The organism is Pseudomonas sp. GW821-FHT03A09, from assembly GCF_059421065.1.
In genome coordinates, this window is the sequence record NZ_JBWKUX010000003.1 from 397061 (window position 1) to 413660 (window position 16600).

Annotated in this window: 29 protein-coding genes and 1 pseudogene; 9 read left to right on the forward strand and 21 right to left on the reverse strand. The window is 53.3% G+C overall.

The window, feature by feature from the left end; translation table 11 throughout:
- Positions 1 to 4 precede the first annotated feature (4 nt).
- The 6 genes from AC07V4_RS07100 to AC07V4_RS07125 all read right to left on the reverse strand — a co-directional run bounded on the left by AC07V4_RS07100 (position 5) and on the right by AC07V4_RS07125 (position 2579).
- Entirely contained in the window at positions 5 to 241 is a 237-nt protein-coding gene (locus tag AC07V4_RS07100; protein ID WP_017254529.1) for a DUF4224 domain-containing protein, read from the reverse strand.
- An 11-nt stretch (positions 242 to 252) separates the two neighbouring features.
- Positions 253 to 483, reverse strand: a complete 231-nt coding sequence (locus AC07V4_RS07105) for a hypothetical protein (protein WP_492635426.1) — start codon at positions 481 to 483, stop codon at positions 253 to 255.
- Between the two features lie 36 nt (positions 484 to 519).
- Positions 520 to 858, reverse strand: coding sequence for a hypothetical protein (locus AC07V4_RS07110; protein ID WP_492635425.1), 339 nt, complete (start codon positions 856 to 858; stop codon positions 520 to 522).
- A 215-nt stretch (positions 859 to 1073) separates the two neighbouring features.
- Positions 1074 to 1496, reverse strand: coding sequence for a hypothetical protein (locus tag AC07V4_RS07115; protein WP_492635424.1), 423 nt, complete (start codon positions 1494 to 1496; stop codon positions 1074 to 1076).
- Positions 1497 to 1560: 64 nt separating this feature from the next.
- Positions 1561 to 2307 carry a hypothetical protein gene (locus tag AC07V4_RS07120; RefSeq protein WP_492635423.1) on the reverse strand — a complete coding sequence of 249 codons (747 nt, stop codon included), beginning with the start codon at positions 2305 to 2307 and terminating at the stop codon, positions 1561 to 1563.
- Complete coding sequence (locus tag AC07V4_RS07125) at positions 2304 to 2579, reverse strand: hypothetical protein (protein ID WP_492635422.1); 276 nt, start codon at positions 2577 to 2579, stop codon at positions 2304 to 2306. The genes AC07V4_RS07120 and AC07V4_RS07125 overlap by 4 nt, the downstream gene beginning before the upstream one ends.
- A gap of 100 nt (positions 2580 to 2679) precedes the next feature.
- Between AC07V4_RS07125 and AC07V4_RS07130 the strand changes: the two genes are divergently transcribed.
- Positions 2680 to 3006: a hypothetical protein gene (locus tag AC07V4_RS07130; RefSeq protein ID WP_178911548.1), complete on the forward strand. Its 327-nt coding sequence runs from the start codon at positions 2680 to 2682 to the stop codon at positions 3004 to 3006.
- Here AC07V4_RS07130 and AC07V4_RS07135 read toward each other — a convergent pair.
- Positions 3003 to 3284 carry a DUF4406 domain-containing protein gene (locus AC07V4_RS07135; protein ID WP_492635421.1) on the reverse strand — a complete coding sequence of 94 codons (282 nt, stop codon included), beginning with the start codon at positions 3282 to 3284 and terminating at the stop codon, positions 3003 to 3005. The genes AC07V4_RS07130 and AC07V4_RS07135 overlap by 4 nt on opposite strands.
- Entirely contained in the window at positions 3281 to 3937 is a 657-nt protein-coding gene (locus AC07V4_RS07140; RefSeq protein ID WP_492635420.1) for a phiTE_072 family protein, read from the reverse strand. Before AC07V4_RS07140 ends, AC07V4_RS07135 begins: the two co-directional genes overlap by 4 nt.
- Positions 3938 to 4031: 94 nt before the next feature.
- Here AC07V4_RS07140 and AC07V4_RS07145 point away from each other — a divergent pair, with 94 nt between their 5' ends.
- A complete protein-coding gene (locus tag AC07V4_RS07145) occupies positions 4032 to 4265 on the forward strand; it encodes a hypothetical protein (RefSeq protein ID WP_309254776.1) in 234 nt (77 codons plus the stop codon).
- A 278-nt stretch (positions 4266 to 4543) separates the two neighbouring features.
- Here the strand turns inward: AC07V4_RS07145 and AC07V4_RS07150 are convergent.
- A pseudogene (locus tag AC07V4_RS07150) lies at positions 4544 to 5197 on the reverse strand (DNA cytosine methyltransferase); the annotation flags it as partial.
- Positions 5198 to 5245: 48 nt separating this feature from the next.
- On the opposite strand from AC07V4_RS07150, the gene AC07V4_RS07155 reads away from it, so the two are divergent.
- Positions 5246 to 5779, forward strand: coding sequence for a hypothetical protein (locus AC07V4_RS07155; RefSeq protein WP_492635419.1), 534 nt, complete (start codon positions 5246 to 5248; stop codon positions 5777 to 5779).
- Positions 5780 to 5894: 115 nt separating this feature from the next.
- Here AC07V4_RS07155 and AC07V4_RS07160 read toward each other — a convergent pair whose 3' ends face one another.
- Positions 5895 to 6659 (reverse strand): phosphoadenosine phosphosulfate reductase domain-containing protein, encoded by a 765-nt coding sequence (locus AC07V4_RS07160; RefSeq protein WP_492635418.1) that lies wholly within the window; start codon positions 6657 to 6659, stop codon positions 5895 to 5897.
- Positions 6660 to 6726: 67 nt separating this feature from the next.
- Between AC07V4_RS07160 and AC07V4_RS07165 the strand changes: the two genes are divergently transcribed.
- Positions 6727 to 7425 carry a hypothetical protein gene (locus tag AC07V4_RS07165; RefSeq protein WP_495029361.1) on the forward strand — a complete coding sequence of 233 codons (699 nt, stop codon included), beginning with the start codon at positions 6727 to 6729 and terminating at the stop codon, positions 7423 to 7425.
- A gap of 44 nt (positions 7426 to 7469) precedes the next feature.
- Here the strand turns inward: AC07V4_RS07165 and AC07V4_RS07170 are convergent, their stop codons facing one another.
- On the reverse strand, positions 7470 to 7832 hold the full coding sequence (locus AC07V4_RS07170) for a hypothetical protein (protein WP_492635416.1): 363 nt from the start codon (positions 7830 to 7832) through the stop codon (positions 7470 to 7472).
- Between the two features lie 186 nt (positions 7833 to 8018).
- Between AC07V4_RS07170 and AC07V4_RS07175 the strand changes: the two genes are divergently transcribed.
- The gene (locus AC07V4_RS07175; RefSeq protein ID WP_492635415.1) at positions 8019 to 8420 is read left to right on the forward strand and encodes a hypothetical protein; all 402 of its coding nucleotides are present in this window, start codon (positions 8019 to 8021) and stop codon (positions 8418 to 8420) included.
- On the forward strand, positions 8420 to 8809 hold the full coding sequence (locus AC07V4_RS07180) for a hypothetical protein (protein WP_492635414.1): 390 nt from the start codon (positions 8420 to 8422) through the stop codon (positions 8807 to 8809). The genes AC07V4_RS07175 and AC07V4_RS07180 overlap by 1 nt, the downstream gene beginning before the upstream one ends.
- Here AC07V4_RS07180 and AC07V4_RS07185 read toward each other — a convergent pair.
- From AC07V4_RS07185 to AC07V4_RS07215, 7 genes are all read right to left on the reverse strand, one after another.
- Positions 8774 to 9007: a hypothetical protein gene (locus AC07V4_RS07185; protein WP_492635413.1), complete on the reverse strand. Its 234-nt coding sequence runs from the start codon at positions 9005 to 9007 to the stop codon at positions 8774 to 8776. The genes AC07V4_RS07180 and AC07V4_RS07185 overlap by 36 nt on opposite strands.
- A gap of 69 nt (positions 9008 to 9076) precedes the next feature.
- Complete coding sequence (locus AC07V4_RS07190; protein WP_492635412.1) at positions 9077 to 9598, reverse strand: hypothetical protein; 522 nt, start codon at positions 9596 to 9598, stop codon at positions 9077 to 9079.
- Between the two features lie 7 nt (positions 9599 to 9605).
- Complete coding sequence (locus AC07V4_RS07195; RefSeq protein ID WP_492635411.1) at positions 9606 to 10103, reverse strand: siphovirus Gp157 family protein; 498 nt, start codon at positions 10101 to 10103, stop codon at positions 9606 to 9608.
- A complete protein-coding gene (locus AC07V4_RS07200) occupies positions 10100 to 10843 on the reverse strand; it encodes a hypothetical protein (RefSeq protein ID WP_492635410.1) in 744 nt (247 codons plus the stop codon). The genes AC07V4_RS07195 and AC07V4_RS07200 overlap by 4 nt, the downstream gene beginning before the upstream one ends.
- Before the next feature lie 42 nt (positions 10844 to 10885).
- The gene (locus AC07V4_RS07205) at positions 10886 to 11200 is read right to left on the reverse strand and encodes an XkdD/Y8K6 family phage-associated protein (RefSeq protein ID WP_492635409.1); all 315 of its coding nucleotides are present in this window, start codon (positions 11198 to 11200) and stop codon (positions 10886 to 10888) included.
- Positions 11201 to 11248: 48 nt separating this feature from the next.
- On the reverse strand, positions 11249 to 11695 hold the full coding sequence (locus AC07V4_RS07210) for a hypothetical protein (protein ID WP_492635408.1): 447 nt from the start codon (positions 11693 to 11695) through the stop codon (positions 11249 to 11251).
- Positions 11692 to 11943 (reverse strand): hypothetical protein, encoded by a 252-nt coding sequence (locus AC07V4_RS07215; RefSeq protein WP_492635407.1) that lies wholly within the window; start codon positions 11941 to 11943, stop codon positions 11692 to 11694. Before AC07V4_RS07215 ends, AC07V4_RS07210 begins: the two co-directional genes overlap by 4 nt.
- Positions 11944 to 11969: 26 nt before the next feature.
- Here AC07V4_RS07215 and AC07V4_RS07220 point away from each other — a divergent pair, with 26 nt between their 5' ends.
- Positions 11970 to 12473, forward strand: a complete 504-nt coding sequence (locus AC07V4_RS07220; protein WP_492635406.1) for a hypothetical protein — start codon at positions 11970 to 11972, stop codon at positions 12471 to 12473.
- Positions 12474 to 12849: 376 nt separating this feature from the next.
- Here the strand turns inward: AC07V4_RS07220 and AC07V4_RS07225 are convergent, their stop codons facing one another.
- Positions 12850 to 13206, reverse strand: a complete 357-nt coding sequence (locus AC07V4_RS07225) for a hypothetical protein (protein ID WP_492635405.1) — start codon at positions 13204 to 13206, stop codon at positions 12850 to 12852.
- Positions 13207 to 13725: 519 nt separating this feature from the next.
- Here AC07V4_RS07225 and AC07V4_RS07230 point away from each other — a divergent pair.
- A complete protein-coding gene (locus AC07V4_RS07230; protein WP_492635404.1) occupies positions 13726 to 14037 on the forward strand; it encodes a DUF1654 domain-containing protein in 312 nt (103 codons plus the stop codon).
- Positions 14038 to 14161: 124 nt separating this feature from the next.
- The gene (locus tag AC07V4_RS07235) at positions 14162 to 14983 is read left to right on the forward strand and encodes a sce7726 family protein (protein ID WP_492635403.1); all 822 of its coding nucleotides are present in this window, start codon (positions 14162 to 14164) and stop codon (positions 14981 to 14983) included.
- On the opposite strand, the gene AC07V4_RS07240 is transcribed toward AC07V4_RS07235, so the two are convergent.
- Together AC07V4_RS07240 and AC07V4_RS07245 are read right to left on the reverse strand one after the other, a co-directional pair.
- Entirely contained in the window at positions 14944 to 16020 is a 1077-nt protein-coding gene (locus AC07V4_RS07240) for a beta family protein (RefSeq protein ID WP_492635402.1), read from the reverse strand. The two genes, AC07V4_RS07235 and AC07V4_RS07240, sit on opposite strands and share 40 nt — an antisense overlap.
- Positions 16010 to 16468 (reverse strand): hypothetical protein, encoded by a 459-nt coding sequence (locus tag AC07V4_RS07245; RefSeq protein WP_492635401.1) that lies wholly within the window; start codon positions 16466 to 16468, stop codon positions 16010 to 16012. The genes AC07V4_RS07240 and AC07V4_RS07245 overlap by 11 nt, the downstream gene beginning before the upstream one ends.
- Positions 16469 to 16600: the final 132 nt, after the last annotated feature.

Consider the following 16600-nt stretch of genomic DNA (forward strand, 5'->3'; position numbering starts at 1 on the left):
CGTTTTATCCTACCTTTGACAGGTCCAGCGACCAGGCTTCGGCCGCAACGTTTTCAGCTGAAGGTTTCACGCCCGCCAGTTTCATGCGGGCGTAGACCCGGCCGACTACCGGGCGCCTTGCCCGGGTCAGTACGTACTTCCAGCCGTTCCGGTTGAGCCACGCGATCTGGCCGGACGGGATCATGTAGCCCGTGATCGCTGCCAGCTCTTCCTCGGCAAGCGTTTCGCTTTGCATTTCCATGCTATGCACCTCTATATGTCAGGTTTGTCGAGAGAGCCGGCGGGCCGCGCTGTCTTGATGATGTGTATGACCAGGCCGAAGGTGATCAGCATCCAGGCACAGGTTCCGGCAAATGCGCCGAGCAAAGCCTCGGTGGTGCCGGTGCCCACAAGGTCAGGCCCGGCCCAGCCGAACCATCCGAGCGTTCCTACCAGGTACAGAAAAGCGCCCAGCAGTATCAGGGTGAGTTTCATAGCGAACATGGGGTGTCCTTGCCGCGCTGGGCGGCAGAAGGTGGGTTAGGGTTTCGCGATCTTGTTCCAGCCGCCCTGGCGATGGGTTTCGTGGTAGATGTCGACGCCTCGGTGCTGCCCGTGACTGATGCGGCAGAGCTTGCAGGTCCTGGCGTTACCAAAATCGCCGTACTTCACCGCCTCGAACTTGGTCCAGCGATGGCCGAACGGCTTGCAGATCAGCGTGCGCGCTGTAATCACGATGGCGTTCCAGAGTTTCGGGTGCTTGGAGTGCAGATCGTTGTGGATGTGGTTCAACCGCATCCCCATGCGCCAGCGCAGCGGCCGGCTCTTGTCGCCCTTGCGCAGTGGTTCAGTGATTAGTTTTCCAATTTGTTTGAGCACAGGAATACCTCGCCCGCCGATCGCCGGCAGGGTTTCTGTTATGGATTTATAGGAGTGGTCTTAGATGTACCGATTGTTTTTTCAGCTAATCTGCTTTCGTTCACCCGGCCAGATGCTTCAGAGCAAACGCTGAGTGGCCGCAGCTGGCTGGGTGAACACTTACTTGTGCGCATCGTTTCCCGACGCTCACCGGCAGGCATGTAGGGGGATTGGGGTTAGGCTGTTGCGGTGTGGAAGCCGCGAATGGTCAAGGTTTCGTCAACCTCCTTCACGACTTTGTACTGAAGGGTCAAAGACCACTGGGTGGCCAGGTTGAAATAGTCCCAGTACCGAACAACCCACCCGACCATCTCTTTGTGCCGTGGGCCAGCGGTTGTTCCGTAAATTCCACAGGCGCCCAGGTAGGCCACGAACTCATCAATGTTTGTGTACGGGAGAACTTCGTGGTCTTCGATATCAAGCATTCGCTCGAACAGTTCTGCCATCGCGATCAGGTTTTCCCGGAAGTATTGGCAGGTTATGAAGTGCTTTTTGTAGAGCGCCCAAACCTTTAGCGTGATGCCGCCAGCCTGGAATGCGGGGTAGGCTTCATCGTCTGGTTTCAGGTTGTCTGGGTCAAAAGCGATCTTGATGATCATGACCTCGGCCCCTTGTAGATGAAGACGTAGGCGAACCAGAGGGCTGCAGGTGCTGTGAGCAAGATCATGGCGTCACCCGCCTGAACTCGACCACCCATACCCACGGGTTGGCTTGCCAGTCGCCGCCGGTGGCGTTCCACAAGTTGGCGAACGCAAAGCGCGGCGTGAAAAGGCATTGCTCATGGCTGGTGGTCTTGTCCCAGGCCCAGCCGTTGCGCTGCTGGTGGCCAACCTTCGCCGGACAATCACCAACGTCTTTCCAGCCGGTGGCGCCGTGGAAGCATTGCTGGCCGTAGTCGGTGAAGAAGCAGCCCTCGGCCTCGGCCTGGTCTTCGCTGATGTCCTGCAACCGCTCGACGCGCACGTCGGTGATCTCCAGCAGGATGCGGCTGGCCCAGCGTTGCATGTGAATGGAAGGCCGAGAGCGGCGCGGGTAGTCCCAATGAGCGACTGAGCCATCGTATTCGTCGCCTTCTGGATGACGGTAGATTACTGGCGCCCGGTCAGCGGCATATCGCGAAAGAACCACTGCGTCGCTGCGGCCCTCGTCCGATTCTGTCGTTTCGCGCACCCATAGCCGTTCACCAGGCTTGCCGTACGGACAGTCGGCAATAATCCGAGCTTTGGCATTTGGGTAAAGCCAGTGGCCGCCGCGCTTGTTTTTGAACGTCAGCATCGGGCCGATCATGTCGACCTCGCGCACTTCAGGCTGAGGTTTAACCGGGCGACGGGTCACAGTCTTCCGGCCATCCAGAATGGCGCACACCATCGGCGCCGAGAACAGGATCGGCCGTTCCTTGATGTTGCTCATGCAGACTCCTTGGCTGGCGGCCATTTCGCGTATTCGTTTGGCGGAAGCTGATCAGTTACGTCATGACTGGCCCAAGCCAGAAACTTCTCCTTGGTCACCTTCGGGTAGTGCTTGCCGAACCCGACCGAAGGGCCGTCGTACTGAACCTCACAGGAACCGACCCACGTAATGGTTCGGTCGTTTATCGATGGGTTCCAGGTGTCACCGGCCTTGGCTGGTCTCTTGGCTCGGTAGGTGCGGCCCACCTGGAGCTTGAGTGTTTCTTCAGGCATGACTTCGTCCTTGCCGCAATTCGGTTATGCGGCTGTGTGTATGTGGATTGATGTGGGTATGCGAGAATATCTGGCGTTATAAAAGACAAGGAACAGTGCTGTGAAATGGTCTGAAATGCTCAGTGTTGCGAGCTCAATCGCGACATTGACAGGGGTATCGCTTGTTTGGCTCAGCACGCAACAGGCGCTGCAGAACGTTTCCATTCTGAAAATGATGTTCCAAGGGGTTGTTGGATTAATAGCCTCTCTCGTTACGATCGGATTATTTTTTCTCTTGGTAAGCGGATTCGTAGCTGTCTTAAATGATTGCAAGCAAAAGGACGTTGTTTATGTATGGACTTTTGGGCTGGCTCTATGGATCGCTGGGGGCGCTGCTGTAATCTGGTTTGTGTGGGGCGTAGCCGTTTTTCTCTGGTCGATCAACTAATTTGTTCTCGTTACCAGATCATGGGCATTCACAACCGTCATGCCGAGGCGGTCTGCGATCAGGACTTCCAGGCGGGCACCCTTTGAATGCTCCCAGCCGGGCAGGGTGGCCACGGTTTCGCAGTCCATCAGGGCGGCAATGTCGCGGCGCATGCAGTCGTTCCAGGTGCCGCCGTCGGGGTTGAGTTCGGCGGGGTTGGTGACGGTGTGGCCGCCGGCGCGCAGGTTGGTGGTCATGGCGTGGAAGGCCGCGAAGTTGAGGCCGGGCAGGCCGGTCATGGGGCCGCTGAGGTAAATCCTTTTTGCTGCTGTTCCTGGCGTAGCGCGTCCTGAACGGCCTCAACGACGCGACGCAGGTATGTGAATTCGTGGTTTTCCTCGATCGCCTTGTCGTCGACTGGGTAATGCCATTCATTTCCGAACAGCTCCGTCAGCAGCTTGCTGTGATGCCAGCACTCGTTCGGGCTCTCGATGCTGCGTAATGAGTCGATGTCGTGCCAAAGCTCGCGGGCTTCATCTTTGCTCAACTCGCCAAGCTCCCAGTCGTGTCGCCCAGTCTGTTGCCGGCGCCGCTGGACGATGCACTTCTTGGCCAGGGTGTGAAGCGCGTCTCCGCTGAATACAGTTGGGCTGATCCCACGATCCAGGCAGTTTAGGACGTAGTCCCAGCCACAGTCGGCGACGAACTCGGCGACGGTGCGCGGGCCCATCCCACCCCAGTAGGCGTTCCAGCTTTTGTCCCAGCAGTTGATGGTGATCTTGCCCTGGGCGGTCTGGTAGTTCGGGTTCGACTCAATCGGGCAGTCGCGCCGGCCGAAGTCCTCGAGGAAAACCGTTATCGGGTCGAGCCGTGGCGCTCCGGTAATAACCAGCTTCGTTACTGTCGAGCGCTCCACCTGCAGCGGCTCGGCGACTTTGTTTTCTGTAGGCATGGGGAGTCCTTGCCGGGCCATGCCCGGGCGGGGGAGTGGTGGATCTGGAGAGACCAGCTAAAGTTGGTTGGTCATTCACAAGGAGGATCAGAAAATGGCTTGTTTGATTTGCGGCGCCGCGGCTGAAACCGTTCAGCCTATCGACGACTATCAAGAAAGAAATTGCGAGGACGGATGCGGGCGCTATCGGGTTTCTGGCACATTGTTCGCGACGATGAAAAACAAAGGCCAATCATTTGACGTACAACAAACAAGGCAGTGGCTGGCGATAAATCGAGTAACCAACCCTGCGCCACTGATTACTTCATCTGTTGCCATCTATGCCTGAAGTTGCCGAAGCAGTCTTTTACCGATCCAGCGAACCACGGTGACAGCCTTGCTGTTGCCGATCGCCTTGTAGCGGGGGCCGTCCGGGCACTCGCTGGCAGGCTTGCCGCGCCAGGGGATCTGCGTGTAATTGTCGGCGAAGCCTTGGCATCGTTCCCATTCAATTACGCTGGTTCGGCGCACTCCTTCGGGTTCCAGCACATATGCCTCTCGATCATCGAGAGAGCCTCCCCCCTGTGCCGTGAGAGTAGGGTGAAGTGCAAGCTTCGCCGGCCATCCCGGCGGGCTATCCCGGCGAGCGCCTTCGCGCTCAAAAAGTACCTCGGCGGGATCGAACCCGTCTCGAGCACTTGCGACAACGAAGACTCGACGGCGTCGTTGGGCCAGGCCGAAATATTGGGCGTCCAGGACCCGCCACGCGATTGTTCTTTTGGGTCCATACACACAACCAGCGTCCTGCCATTTCTTCCCTGGAGGTTGCAGCTCGCAGTCTTCCCCAGCAAGCGCGCCAAGAAAGCATCCGAAGGCGTTCCCTTTATCACTGAGGACGCCGGGGACGTTCTCCCAGGTAAGGACGCACTCGGCTTCTCCTCTTGCAGTTCGAACATGGTCAATTGCATCAGCTAACTCCACGAATTTAATTGTCAGTTGACCTCGCTCACCACCGAGGCCCGCTCGCATACCGGCAACGCTGAAGTCTTGGCAGGGGGTTCCGCCGACCAGCACGTCCGGCGCCGTGATCTTGCCGGCCAGCACCAGGGCGGCCAGCTTGGTCATGTCGCCATGGTTCGGCACGTCGGGGTAGTGGTGGGCCAGGACCGCCGAGGGGAACGGCTCAATCTCAGCGAACCAGGCGGCCTTCATGCCCAGCGGGTGCCACGCTTGTGTTGCAGCCTCAATACCGGAGCAGACCGAGCCGTAATTAATTGGCATAATTGCATCTCGCATGACTATCGTGATGAACTGAAGGCAGGAAGCTTTATGTCCGAAAATGCAAGTTTCATAGTTACATTGGCTACTGCAATTCTTGGTGGTGGTGTGTCCTCTGCTATATTGAATTCGGTTTTTGACTCAAGAAAAACAGAGAGGTTGTTGCTGCGAAATAAATTAGAGGAACTATATACAGAGTTTGATAAGCAGGCTCGTAATATGAAGAGTGTTCATAGGATTTTTAAGCAATATGCTCAGGGGAGCATTGATCTTAGGCAGTGCCTAGATGAAGTTGGAGAATTTGTTGGTGCGTTGTCGGAGCCTACTATTCATAGGGTAGAGTCTTTGTCTGCAATATATTTCTCAGAAGTTACGCTGGTTTACAAGTCATATCTGACAGCTAGAAAAAAGTTTTCTAAAATTGCCGAAAATACCGAAGGATTTATTCAAAATACGCAGGAGTTTAAAGTTGAGATAGTCGATTCGTATGACTATCTGCAGGAGATGGAGGAAGCAACTCGCAAGGCAATACTTAAATGCGCACAAAAAATAAATCGTCCTTTTTGGTCTGGTTTTTTCCACTGAGTGAATAAAAGCTAATCGAGTATCATTCGCCGCAGAAACAGGCAATAGACTCGTCGTGGTCTGCGAGCATATTGAACTGGGTGTTGGAGTAGACGAATATCTGCTCGAAGCTGGTTCATCCGCTGCAATAGCCTGAGTCACACTCAGCTGGGAACATTTCCATCTGGTCGCGCGGCCTGGGCGCAGCAGCCCATTGCACGACAGCACGGATGCCGACAGCGCTTTTGCGGCGGGCCGTGCGAAACATCACGCGGGGCTTTCCCTTCCTGGTGAAGCCCAGGTCTTTCTCTGTGATATCGATCAGACGAATCCGGTCTTCGGAAAGTAGCCTTATGTCATCGATATTCGCGTTGATGCACGGGTAGCACTCAAGCGACCGATGAGGCAGTACGTCGAAGCCTGCGCAATGTAGTAGGGCGTCACGCATAGCATCGTCGTGCCGCACCAGGGGCTGCCATAGTTCCCGGCCACCATGTCGCTCGGATTCGTCCACATGCTCAGGTGCATTTGAGCGATGCTTACTCTCGCTGCGCCGAACTCCTGTCAGCGCTGTTGCCTCTTTGCACGGGTCATTTGCGTCGAGCCACTCCAAAGCCGGAAGCACCTTTAGCTCTGCGGTGCAGAACTGGCCTTGGCCACCAGCGCCTGGCCAGCCACGTTTCCGCTTGACCAGTGCCAGCATCCCCTCCGATTCAGTGCGAGCGGTGGCGAATCCGTAGCCTTGCGCCAGCGCCTCGCCCTGGGCTACACGGTCGGCCCACCAGGATGCGGACCAGCCGGTGTCGGAGTAGAGGCACACGACATCCTCCAGGCCTCGCTCATGCGCCCACTGGATCAGCGCGATTGAGTCGTTCCCGTAACTGCAGAACAATACGTGCATAGGGGGTCCTCGCCGAGAGCACATGCCTTTGGCATAATCGGAATAGTGGATGATTTTGGAGAGCGTTTTGAAAAAGGATTGGGTTGTCTGGGTATGGTGCTTTCTGTTATTTCTTGCAGGTGTTACGTGGGGCAGTATTTCGTTAAAAAAGGACGGGTTTTGGCAAGTTGACAGCATCCATGATCTATTTGAGATTTTTGGGGTGTTTGCAACTTTTGTTGCTGTTTGTTATGCAGCTGTCGGTCTTAATACTTGGAAGAAGCAAATTGGCGCTGCACATGATCATGATCTTGCAAGAAGAGTTGCTATTTCGGTTCATAAATACAGGCCTGTAATCCTGAGAGCTTGGGGGTGGGCGGAGTTTAGCAGTGCCCAAGTGAGCGATTTTGGTACTGAGAATTACCAAGAGCCAGAGTTTTTATTTCGCCAGAAAATAGATTTTGAAATTAAGAATGCTCACGATTCTAGAGCGGAGTTCGTTAGCCTAGAATTAGAGTGCAAAGCAATGTGGGGGGCGCTCCTTCAAGCGGAAATTAAAAGTATATTAAAGTTTGAGGAGCGGTGTGCTCAGTGTCTTAATAATTATTATGCATTTACAGCAGAAGAGGCTACGAAGTATCTTCGTGGTAAGAATGTGATCAATATAAATATGCATTGGGAGTGGTTTAGAAAAAACAATGCTCTGAAGTATGAAGACGCTGTCGTATATCTTGACTCTAAAATTCTGGAGCTCACGCAAAAACTTGAGCCAAAGTTACTACGGTAGATTTTTCGCGGGCCGGTTTACGGTGGGTAATAAATGATGGATGTTCAGGCGAATAGATTTTGGCTCTTACCTGTGCCCAGGTAGTGAAGGTCTTGGATCGCCATCTGCTGATCAACGGTGAACATCGGATTGCATTCGGTACAGTGACCGGCAATCCGAACTGCGTGAAAGCTCAGCTCATCCAGGTCGTGGTCGCGGAGGCATGACGGGCAGGTGATGGCGAGCTCTGCATCTGGACAGCAATGCTCGGCGTCTTTCTTGTCGCTATGGGCCTGCTCGCAAGCTGGGCACACCCAGCACTCGGATACCTCTGGCTGGCAGCACTGCTTGGCATCCTCCTCCCAGTCGTGAAGTTCGTTGCAAGCGCCGCATTCCCACTTCAGAGTGACTTCGCCTTTTTTTCTCATGGTGTTCTCCAATGCAGGCGCCGCCCTCCGTGGCCGGATGCGACAGTAGTGGTCTTTGCCGAGAAGTAAACGTTTACTGTCCCTCTGGAAAATTCTATTTTCTATGGCAAAATGCTATCGATAGGTGGCGAAAAGCGAATTGGTGTGACGAGTGCTTAGCAAAAATCTGGATAGGGACAGTTTTATATGAAAACCAAGATTGATCGCTTGGAAGCGACTAAGCACTGGTTGGCAAGCGTTTTGTTAACACTGCTTCTTCCAGTTATTCCCTTGGCGGTAGAATGGGCTATATCTGGCACGGTCAGTGTTGCTTCTGCTGTGTTGGGGGCAAGCATGTACTCTATTTCAACTGGATTGGTTTGCCGAAACGGAGCTATGCTCGCGGTATCAGTTCTTGTTGCTTTATTCTATACCGCTATGTTTGGTGTTGTTATGTATCAAACATCAAACCATATAGCTGTTAGCATCGGTGATTTCTCTGCGTTGTGGACTATGACATTTCTATTTGGCGCAAATCTAATAATAAAATTTATTTATCATGTTATTGAGCGGCGCCCCTTTACTGATCTTTGGCTGAGGAATGAATAATGGACGACTTTATTTCTTTGGCGGCAGCAATACCTCTTGTTGGCGGTGTTGTTGCGATTGCAAGCGCAATAGCTAGCTTGAAGAGCAGATCTAGGCTGGAGGAAAAGTTTGTTAGAGAGCTATCTGATGCTCTTGAGAAAATGACGAAGGAAAGACATTTAGATGCGGCTAGTTATCGGCATATTTATTTCTCAGGTGTTAGGGGGCGAGCTAAGAATCAAGAGTTCCCTGTTTACTTAAAGGATGCTCTTCTGCGACTTGATAAAAAAGAGAAGGCGGTAATAGTTGACTCTCTTAATCAGCCGTCTGCTTCAGGACGAGTTAAATATTTTGATAAGGTGTTTAAGTCGGCATCAGCAATTTTGGCCGCTACCGTAATTTTTGATTGAGAGAGTTGCAATAGGTGTAATTATCTCGTCACCTGGATCCCGCCTCAACTCAGCCAAGCTCTCTTCCTGAAATAGTCGCGACACCTTTTCACCAATCTCATAAGGTGTCGTGATACTGCGAAGCATCCACGCCGCTTTCTCGCGTTTGCGGCGCTGCTTCAGGGCTTCCGTCGTCGGCTGCTGCTCTTCCTCGGCCATGGCCTACCTTTTCTATTCCGCTGGCCGGCAGTGCGAGCCAGGTTTGACGTTTGCGTTGCTGGGTGCGGGCTATGCGGCGCATGAGTGCGTCACAACCGGGTAGGGGATTTTGTAGTCCCGTATGAGGCGCTGAATCAGCTTGTAGCTGATACCAATATGCTGACGGGCCTTGTTCTGTGTCATTTTCTGATTCATGCACTCGTAGATCTGCTCGACCAGTTTTGCTTCTGCTTCGGGGTTTACCTTGTTCGGTGCCTCCCATCTGCCGACAGCATGCTGGAACTTGATTCGATGTTTTTTGCTAAGTCCCCGCAGGGTTCCACGAGTCAGCCCTGTCTCAGTCATCACCTCGTCGATAGCCATCGTTTCGGCCAGCTTACGGAGCTTATCTACCAGTTCGTTGCTTTCTTCCTTGGCGGTTGCGCGCTGAAAGTCTGGTGGGTAGTGGAGGGATATCTCCGGCTGTTTATGCCCAAAGTCGGGGCCGAAATGGATTTTTCCGCCGGCCGCCACAAACTCGGCGACCTGGGCTGCCAGTTCGTCCGATGCTGGCCGTAGTGCCTCGACCAGGCTTAGGTGGTTGCTGATCATGACGACCTCACTTGATGCTGATCGAACTCTTGCCGATCTCAGTGTGGGCTCCTGGGACGTCCTGGCCATTCTTGATGGCCTTGGCGATCATCGCCTTGTCCGGCTCGCTGGTTACCTTCACGTTGACGAACTCGTCAGGGATTGCCTTTTTATCGTCGATTACAACCACAGAGCGACCCTTGCCGCAGGTGATTGTGAACAGCGGGTGGGTGATCTTGGTGATTCCCGCTGCATCCATGTTCGTGCGCAGGTACTCCTTTAGGCTTTCCTTGCGATTGGTGATGATTCGCTTGCGCTCGGTAAGCCGATCAATCTGAGACTGGATTGCTTCCAGGTCTCCATCGATGTTCAGCGTGACCATGGCGATGGCCTTTCCCTTTTCCTGAAACTCGCCTTCGATGCCTTCCATGGTGTCGCGCAGGGCGACGGCCAGGTCTTCGTCGGCGGTCTCGGCCAGGGCGGCAAGCTCTTTGAACTGCTCGGCAATGGTATAGAGCGTTGTCATGCGGCTGACTCCTGGGTGAATTTGGGGGAAAGCTCGTCCAGCTCTTTGTTGATGCGCAACACCGCTGTGGTGTCGTTGCGTACGCCCAGCTTGCGAACAGCGTGGTCGTGGATCTTTTTGAGTTCCTGTGCCGACTGGGCGCCCTGCATGGTCTCGACGACCGACTTGATGTAGTCCAGGCGCTCTTGTTTCTGCCTGGCCTCTTCGGTCACCCTGTCTTCGGCCTTGGTGATAGCGACTTCATCGCGCACCGCATCGACATAAGCGTCGTCGTCAAACAGGCCCATGTGAATGTCAGCTGCGAAGCCGAGGGGCTGGAGACACTTACCAATGGCGTCAGTCAGCGATTTCTTGGCCGCCTCCCAGTCGGTCATGATTTTTCCCTTCTGGAAGTACACAAACGGAGTGTGGCCGTAGTGCTGGATCGTGCATTTCTGCCCATCTTTCCCCAGGTACCACAGCTCAATTTTCAGAGTGTGCAGCTTGGCGTTGATGCGCGGTGCTTCCGGCCATTCCTTTGTTGGAGCCTGGAGCGGTCCGCCTTCGTCAAATCGATCTTCCAGCACTACCCAGCCCCAACCCTCGCCGCAAGGCCCGAACACTTCGGTCGCCTTGTGCATCAGATAGGTGGGCTTGATGGCGGTCCCATTGAATCCGCCCATGCCGGTGAAATTCTTGGTTGCGCTTGGATCGGTTACATCGACCTGATCCCAAATACGGGTGTTCGTATTCGTAGACATGAGTTCTCTCCGCGCCACCGGAGAGGGGCGCTGTGAAGGGGGTTATTGGGTGGCTTTGGCGATGGTTTTTTCGAAGCGTGCAGCAAGACCGGCGTTCACCTCGGCTTTCTCTGTGCTCTCGGCGGTGCCCTTGGCGCGGTGCAAGGCCTCGTAATGGCGAAGCGTACCGGCGGCGACAATCAGGTCCGCCAGAAGGCCCGGTGCTTGGGCGATCAGCTTGGCGTCGGCCTCTTCGTAGACCCAATCAACGACCTGTTCTTGGTCCTCGTTGAAGTCGATGGCGAAAGCTCGTTGGCCGGGCACGTTGCTGTGTTGCACCTCGCGGACGGTCCACGGTGCAGGGGTATGCTTTTGCATGGTGTTCACCTATTGAGTGATTCGATCAGCGAGGGCGCTGACCTGATGTCACGCCGCGTCAGCCTTACGCTGCTCAGCCAAGTCGGCGGCGCGATCCGCGGCCAGCTCTTCGGCGCGGGCCCGGCCGTATTCGTTGGCGTACGGCCTGATCAGCGCTTCGGCCACATCATGCAGCGCAGTAGGGTGGATGCCTCTAGGCTGCCCAATCGCTGCAATCGCAAGATCGTAGATGGTGCCGTGTAAGCGTCGGCCGTCTGCGATAACTCCGCAGATCATGCGCTCGATGGGGTATTCACGATTGTCGGTGAGCAGAGGCGCAATGTGCTCCTGGGCGCCGAGGTGTTCGGCCAGCGCCTCCCACAACGACTGAGGAGTGACCAGGGCGACCGACTTGCCGTGCGCCCGGGGTGCCGTGACGTTGTCGCCGCAGATCAGCGAATTGATTGCGTCGTGGAGCCAGTCAGGCCCCTCTGGCGTGTCGAGAAAGTCGATCATGATTCAATTCCTTCAAGGCGCCGTGCCAGAACGCAGGCTTCGTTGTGATCGCGACGGAACCCCTTCACCTTGCCGGTGGACGAGTCGACGACGTGGAAGAACTCATTGCCGGCCGGGATCACCCGAAACAGCGGCGAGGCCTTCGGGGCGCTGGAGCCGACCAGCCCAAGACAAAGGGCCAAGGACATATTGCGGCGCTGGTTCATTGCGAGCGCTACATCACAGTAAGCGTGCTGACTTTGGATCATGGTCGCCTCCAGGGTGGCGTTATTCGGTGGGCCCGATTGATTTCGGAAGCGCGCTGGCTGTCGCTCAGCTGCGTCCAGCGGTCATGCTGGAAATTGTGATCATCCATCGCAGCCTGATTCCCGGTGCAGCATTGCTCGCAGTAGCCTTCATGAAGCGTTTCTGTCGGCTCGCCACACTGCGGGCAATCGAATTGTTTATCGCTCATGGCGACCTCCGAGTTTTTTGGATGGGAAGCGGAACGCGTAGGCTCAAGGCACCTCAAAACATTAATGTCTTAGGTTTATCCAGCCCTATGGAGAACACCATGAAAGAGTGCACCGGAGCAGCGTTTCCCCACAGCGACACCTTTCACGACGATGGGACCTATACCCACGGTTGTACCGGCATGACTCTTCGCGATTATTTCGCGGCTAAGGCCATGCAGAGCTGGTTGTCGTGTCATGGTCTTGATCAATCTGTTGGAGCTTCTGGCCTGTCCAAGCGGGCCTACCAAGTCGCCGATGCCATGCTAATTGCCCGTGGCACTTAGCCCATTCGTTGGTTCACCTGTATTCGTTCAACACTCCTTCCTCCCGCTGGTTGCCGATGGGCGCGGGGGAGGAGTGCTGACGGGTAGAGATGGGGAAGGGTGCCGGTTACGCTGTCCGGCTCCTGCGCTCTGTGTGGCCGAAGCCAGGTCGAACAGGACGGTGGTGATGCAGGTGGGCGGTTATAGGCCGCAGTTTCGTCCGCATCGGATATAGCTCGAATCCCTCCGAGTGTTGCCCGTCTACGCCGCGACAAGATCCGCTCAGGCTCGGGACAAGGTGGCCACCCTGCTATCACGCAGAAGGCCGAGCTATATCCGATGCGCTCTCATAGATAGGACCGGGCAGTTAACGACAGGCTGTCGTGGCGCTGGTTGTTCAGCCGGGGAATTTGAAACCTGCGTCTTGGAGAGCCTTCAGGCGCTCACAGAGGCCGACGTATTCCCTGAGTTCGGAGAGGCTTTTTGCATCGAGGGTTGATTTCAGTTGCTTGATTGCCTGGGTGATCTCGGCAGCTTCGCGAGTAACCGTCTGCCTGAATACCCGAAGCTCTTCGATGTTTTCTTTCTTGATCTCTTCAAACACATGCTTGGCGTTGATCACGCCGGAATATGCAGCCTCTAGGGAGGCAGTCGTTTCCTTTACGCGGTCCTGAAGCTGAAGGCTTTTGGCCAACAACTCTTCGTAGCTGGAAATCTCCGAGGACAAAAAGTCCTCTCTATTGAGCTGGCTCATACATTCCTCCGTTGATTTCCAATGCCGCCTCATCGAAGCGGCATCAGTAAATCTGTGGGTGTTTCATCTCCACCACGCGCATCGCCCGATTCATATCTCTGGCCGGCGTCACACATTTCGTGGACGGTGTTCTTCGCCGACCGGCTTGCGTGGTTTCGCGTACTCACATCTGGTGAGCACGGCCAGTTCCAGAGCTGGCGTGGAGATCGAATTTATTGCTCGCGCTGTGCCCATTACTGGGGATCGATCTGCGAGGTTCCCGTGCTGTTAAAGAGCGGCGGGCGGTGAGGCCCTTCGCAGTGGCTGTGTGTCGCTGCGATGGAGTTAATTTAGCCTCAAGCTAAAATATCGTCAATAGCTCCAAGCTAAATATTTAGCGTCAGGCGAAATTATTTCGATCTGCCAGGTCTCGCCGAGCCTATGGATGAGGTCTACAACCGCTTTACGCCACAGTTAGCAGTGAGCTAAGATTTTCCATTATCTGTATATATATACAGTATTTAACTGGGAGGGGATTTCATGGCAAAGAAGCAGGTGGCGCCGTCAGCAAGGCAAGAAATGAGCGGCATGGAGCGCCTTGCGCTGCGCGTGTCATCGATGATCAATCACCCTGTAGCCCAGGCTCAGCGCTGGGTGACGATTCATCGCCTGGACACGGACGGGGATCGGGAGTGGGAAGAGGTGCTGAGCGTGATCGCTGACACGGACGAACTCGAACTAACGCACAATGACGACGGAAGCGTGACAGTGAGATGGGAGCAGCAGGAAGTCGATGTAGCGGGGAGGGTAGAGGCTGAGCTTGAGCGCGAGGAGGAAGCGGCGCCATTCTAGCGGAGTTGCCGAGAACGGCTACTCTTAGGTAAGTATAAATGTGATAATAGCAAACAAGGTTGGTGGCTCCAAGCCATCATCGAGTTGAGTTTCAAATGTTTCTAATTTTAGGAGTCTCTGCTCAGTGTTTTCCGAGAAAGAGATAAAAGCGGTTCTTATTGACTGGCTTTTTGACAAAGGCATGGTTAATGACGCGGTTATTGTTAACGAGATGGTTGTAGCCAACTGGTCTCGACGAGCGGATATCGCCGTTGCTAATGGTCGCCTATATGGCTTTGAGATAAAAAGTCATTTTGATACTTTGAAGAGGCTACCAGGTCAAGTAGAATCTTTTCAGGCGCATTTTGATAAAGTCGTTATCGTTGCCGCGACCAAATTTATTGGCTCGATACAACGGGACTATCCTTCAGAAATTGGAATACTCGAGGTTTACGACGCATCGGGCCGTGCAAAAATTCGTCAAGTTCGACCTGGCCGTATATGCGAAGTTAAGGATATCTCAAAGCTCACAAGCCTAATAACCAAGTCAGAACTGGAAAGATTTTTAAGGCAGAGTGGCTTACCATTTCAGGCAGGAATGCTTAGGTCCGATCTGGTCAGCGCCTGCGGGTTTAGAGGTTCAAAACAGCTACGATCATATGTTTTAGACTGCATCAAGCAAAGGTATAGTGGTTCATTCAGGAATTTCTTAAATGAACGAAAGGTCTGTACGACTGAGGCGTGCCTTGATCTGCTCAGCAAAAGCGCAACAATTCGGGTTAATCTCGAGCGTCAGGTTGCTATGTATAGCGAAGGGTACCATCCAGCTCAGCGTGCTGAAAAGAAGATAGACTTCAGCGTGTTGGGTGAAGGGATTGAGACTCTCGAACTTGAGATGCCTCAATCAGTGTTGATACGTCGAAAGACTCAGAAATCAAAGTCGTCGAAGTCTTCTTCGTCAGACTGACTTTTGCTGTTCAAGTCTATCTGTCGACTAATATGCATGTTAACTCGGGCGGCGATCCATGACGCGGGAGTTTTCATATTGTCGATCTCACCTTGTGCTGCTTTCATAATTTTCTTCGCTCCCCATGTATCATCATCTGCTATCTCAGGAAATGCATCGATAATATCCTCGGCCGCTGAAATGTACCCTTGTGAATTGGTGTCTGAGCGCCGCTCAAACACCCAAGCATCGTTTAGGGGGTAATCAATTCGAGCGATAAATCTCCCGCCGGAAGTTGTATATACTCTTGAGTGGATAGATCCATGGTCGCCATAGATTACAGCCTCTCTGCCTATCGCGGCATGGAGTTTCGTCTCCATGATGTCAATTACTCCGGTTTTTCCCTTGCTATTGACATCTATAAATGGCATTACGGAGGATGGAAAGCTAGTTGATGCGACGCTTATGATTGCGCTATCTACTTCGTCCCTGATGGCGTTTATCAAGGTCACAGTTCCGGCAAGCGAAGCGTGAAGGGTATCTCTAATATAACCTGCATCAATTATTACAAGTGCATTGTCCGAAGAGTCAAGAGCTGACAGTGCCGCAATTACGTTATTTGTCTGGCTGCTAAAACTACTAATCTTAAAAACAATTTTCCCTAGCCCGGCATTTTCAAAAGCGCGAGCCTGTCGGATCACTTGAGATATTTTTGAATCATCAGTTATTTGAATTACTGGAATTATCGGGTAATCAATTTTGCTAACGAAATTCCTCCAGTTTTTAAAATCTGAATCTGGGTTTCTAAGCTCAAAAATATCCTTGGTTAGGTAGCTCGGATCTGTGGTCAGGTCTAAAGCAAAAGGCCTACCATTACAAGCTGAAATGACTTCTCTTAGAGATGTGACAGTATCAGTTTGTCGTGGCCATACACCAAGAGTGAACAGAGGGATTACGGCATCTTTACATGAGTCAGAAAGCTCCCCGAAACCTTTAACTTCAGCTGGCCGGCTTCGCAGGTTTGGATAATAGGTGTAATCGTTAAAGTCAATTTTCATCAATCATATCCTCAGATTCAATCCTTTGCTCTTTGGGAGAGTGCGCTGAAGCTTTTTTAGAGCCTGGGGTTACGCGTTGTCGCGGTTTCACGGCACTCTTCGTAGCTGTAGCTATCACATATGATCCAATTTCAGTAAGTCTATCGTTTGCATATTCCAGCTCGCCAACTCTCGCCGCTAGTTCTATTGAGTTTTGCGCCTGCTCAGCAGCGGTATGGCTTAACACTCCATTTATCTCAATTAACTTGAAACATAGTCGTGTTAGAAATGTGCCTATGAGAATTGCCGATATCCATCCAGAAAGACTTAGCCATAAATTTTTCTCTCCGGAATTTGAGTAGTAGACAGACAAAGCGATACCTGCGGCGCCCAAAAAAGTACCAGCTACGCCGTAGTAAAACCCTGCGAGCGAGACGCTATCGGAATGTGATTTTTTTTGATCTGCCACTGTGACCCTCCATGCTCTAAATCTCCATGAATTACATTCGGCTAAACTCTTCGCTCATTACGGATTAATAGAACTACGTGCGACGGCAACCCTGGCGAAATTATTTTTTGTTGTCCGATAGGGGGCATGATG

Bases quoted from the DNA above. Each gene is read 5' to 3' on its own strand.
- AC07V4_RS07125 (WP_492635422.1), bottom strand. From the start codon at position 2,579: ATGCCTGAAGAAACACTCAAGCTCCAGGTGGGCCGCACCTACCGAGCC.
- AC07V4_RS07200 (WP_492635410.1), bottom strand. From the start codon at position 10,843: ATGTCTACGAATACGAACACCCGTATTTGGGATCAGGTCGATGTAACC.
- AC07V4_RS07205 (WP_492635409.1), bottom strand. From the start codon at position 11,200: ATGCAAAAGCATACCCCTGCACCGTGGACCGTCCGCGAGGTGCAACAC.
- AC07V4_RS07115 (WP_492635424.1), bottom strand. From the start codon at position 1,496: ATGATCATCAAGATCGCTTTTGACCCAGACAACCTGAAACCAGACGAT.
- AC07V4_RS07140 (WP_492635420.1), bottom strand. From the start codon at position 3,937: ATGCCTACAGAAAACAAAGTCGCCGAGCCGCTGCAGGTGGAGCGCTCG.
- AC07V4_RS07135 (WP_492635421.1), bottom strand. From the start codon at position 3,284: ATGACCGGCCTGCCCGGCCTCAACTTCGCGGCCTTCCACGCCATGACC.
- AC07V4_RS07230 (WP_492635404.1), top strand. From the start codon at position 13,726: ATGGCAAAGAAGCAGGTGGCGCCGTCAGCAAGGCAAGAAATGAGCGGC.
- AC07V4_RS07190 (WP_492635412.1), bottom strand. From the start codon at position 9,598: ATGATCAGCAACCACCTAAGCCTGGTCGAGGCACTACGGCCAGCATCG.
- AC07V4_RS07120 (WP_492635423.1), bottom strand. From the start codon at position 2,307: ATGAGCAACATCAAGGAACGGCCGATCCTGTTCTCGGCGCCGATGGTG.
- AC07V4_RS07145 (WP_309254776.1), top strand. From the start codon at position 4,032: ATGGCTTGTTTGATTTGCGGCGCCGCGGCTGAAACCGTTCAGCCTATC.
- AC07V4_RS07240 (WP_492635402.1), bottom strand. From the start codon at position 16,020: ATGAAAATTGACTTTAACGATTACACCTATTATCCAAACCTGCGAAGC.
- AC07V4_RS07185 (WP_492635413.1), bottom strand. From the start codon at position 9,007: ATGGCCGAGGAAGAGCAGCAGCCGACGACGGAAGCCCTGAAGCAGCGC.
- AC07V4_RS07195 (WP_492635411.1), bottom strand. From the start codon at position 10,103: ATGACAACGCTCTATACCATTGCCGAGCAGTTCAAAGAGCTTGCCGCC.
- AC07V4_RS07225 (WP_492635405.1), bottom strand. From the start codon at position 13,206: ATGAGCCAGCTCAATAGAGAGGACTTTTTGTCCTCGGAGATTTCCAGC.
- AC07V4_RS07160 (WP_492635418.1), bottom strand. From the start codon at position 6,659: ATGCACGTATTGTTCTGCAGTTACGGGAACGACTCAATCGCGCTGATC.
- AC07V4_RS07100 (WP_017254529.1), bottom strand. From the start codon at position 241: ATGGAAATGCAAAGCGAAACGCTTGCCGAGGAAGAGCTGGCAGCGATC.
- AC07V4_RS07180 (WP_492635414.1), top strand. From the start codon at position 8,420: ATGGACGACTTTATTTCTTTGGCGGCAGCAATACCTCTTGTTGGCGGT.
- AC07V4_RS07170 (WP_492635416.1), bottom strand. From the start codon at position 7,832: ATGAGAAAAAAAGGCGAAGTCACTCTGAAGTGGGAATGCGGCGCTTGC.
- AC07V4_RS07155 (WP_492635419.1), top strand. From the start codon at position 5,246: ATGTCCGAAAATGCAAGTTTCATAGTTACATTGGCTACTGCAATTCTT.
- AC07V4_RS07105 (WP_492635426.1), bottom strand. From the start codon at position 483: ATGTTCGCTATGAAACTCACCCTGATACTGCTGGGCGCTTTTCTGTAC.
- AC07V4_RS07210 (WP_492635408.1), bottom strand. From the start codon at position 11,695: ATGATCGACTTTCTCGACACGCCAGAGGGGCCTGACTGGCTCCACGAC.
- AC07V4_RS07215 (WP_492635407.1), bottom strand. From the start codon at position 11,943: ATGATCCAAAGTCAGCACGCTTACTGTGATGTAGCGCTCGCAATGAAC.
- AC07V4_RS07175 (WP_492635415.1), top strand. From the start codon at position 8,019: ATGAAAACCAAGATTGATCGCTTGGAAGCGACTAAGCACTGGTTGGCA.